The following is a 1,004-nucleotide window of genomic DNA, read 5'->3' as shown; positions in this document are numbered from 1 at the left end:
ACATATTCGGCCGAGCCACCGAAGATCGCATTGGCCACCGCGTACGACAGCCCGACGCCGAGCGCGCGCACTTCAGGCGGGAACATCTCCGCCTTGATCAGCCCGCTGATCGACGTATAGAAGCTGACGATCGCCAGCGCCACTACGACAAGCACGAACGCCATATATGGGCTCGTCACGTCCTTCAGCGCATGCAGCAGCGGCACCGTACCGATCGTCGCGAACAGGCCGAACAGCAGCATCGACTGGCGGCGGCCGATACGGTCCGACAGGGCGCCGAACAGCGGTTGCATCAGCATGTAGATGAAGAGAGCGGCGGTCATCACATTGCTCGCGGTTTTCGCGTGCATGCCCGCGGTGTTCACCAGGTACTTCTGCATGTAGGTCGTGAATGTGTAGAAGATCAGCGAGCCGCCGGCGGTAAAGCCGATTACCGTCATGAACGCGCCCTTGTGCTTCCACATGCCGCGCAGCGTGCCCGCATCGCTGCGCCGACGTGTCGCGGCCGACGACGTTTCGTCGAGCGACTTGCGCAGATACAGCGCGATCAGCGCGGCAATCGCGCCAACCACGAACGGAATGCGCCAGCCCCAGGCTTTCAGCTCTTCGGTGGTGAGCGTCTGCTGCAGGATCACGAGCACGAGCAGCGCGCACAGCTGGCCGCCGATCAGCGTCACGTACTGGAACGACGCGAAAAAGCCGCGGCGTCCCTGCAATGCGACCTCACTCATATAGGTTGCGCTGGTGCCGTACTCGCCACCGACCGACAGGCCCTGGAAGAGTCGCGCAACCAGCAGCAAGGTCGGTGCGAGCACACCGATCTGCGCGTACGTCGGCAATACCGCGATCACGAGCGAGCCGCCGCACATCATGAACACCGACACCATCATCGCGAAGCGGCGCCCGCGCTTGTCGGCCAGACGGCCGAAGAACCAGCCGCCGATCGGGCGCATCAGGAAGCCCGCGGCAAACACGCCGGCGGTGTTGAGCAGCTGTGTGGTGGT

The 1,004-nt window shown here is 63.7% G+C and carries 1 protein-coding gene; it reads right to left on the bottom strand.

The features are described from left to right. Positions 1-1,004 (bottom strand): MFS family transporter (locus BX592_RS33675; RefSeq protein ID WP_134197642.1); only part of this gene is annotated, 1,004 nt, incomplete at both ends.

It is taken from the genome of Paraburkholderia rhizosphaerae, from assembly GCF_004366595.1.
GTDB lineage: Bacteria > Pseudomonadota > Gammaproteobacteria > Burkholderiales > Burkholderiaceae > Paraburkholderia > Paraburkholderia rhizosphaerae.
Note: the sequence above shows the minus strand (reverse complement) of the source record. Positions and strands in the feature narration are given on the sequence as shown.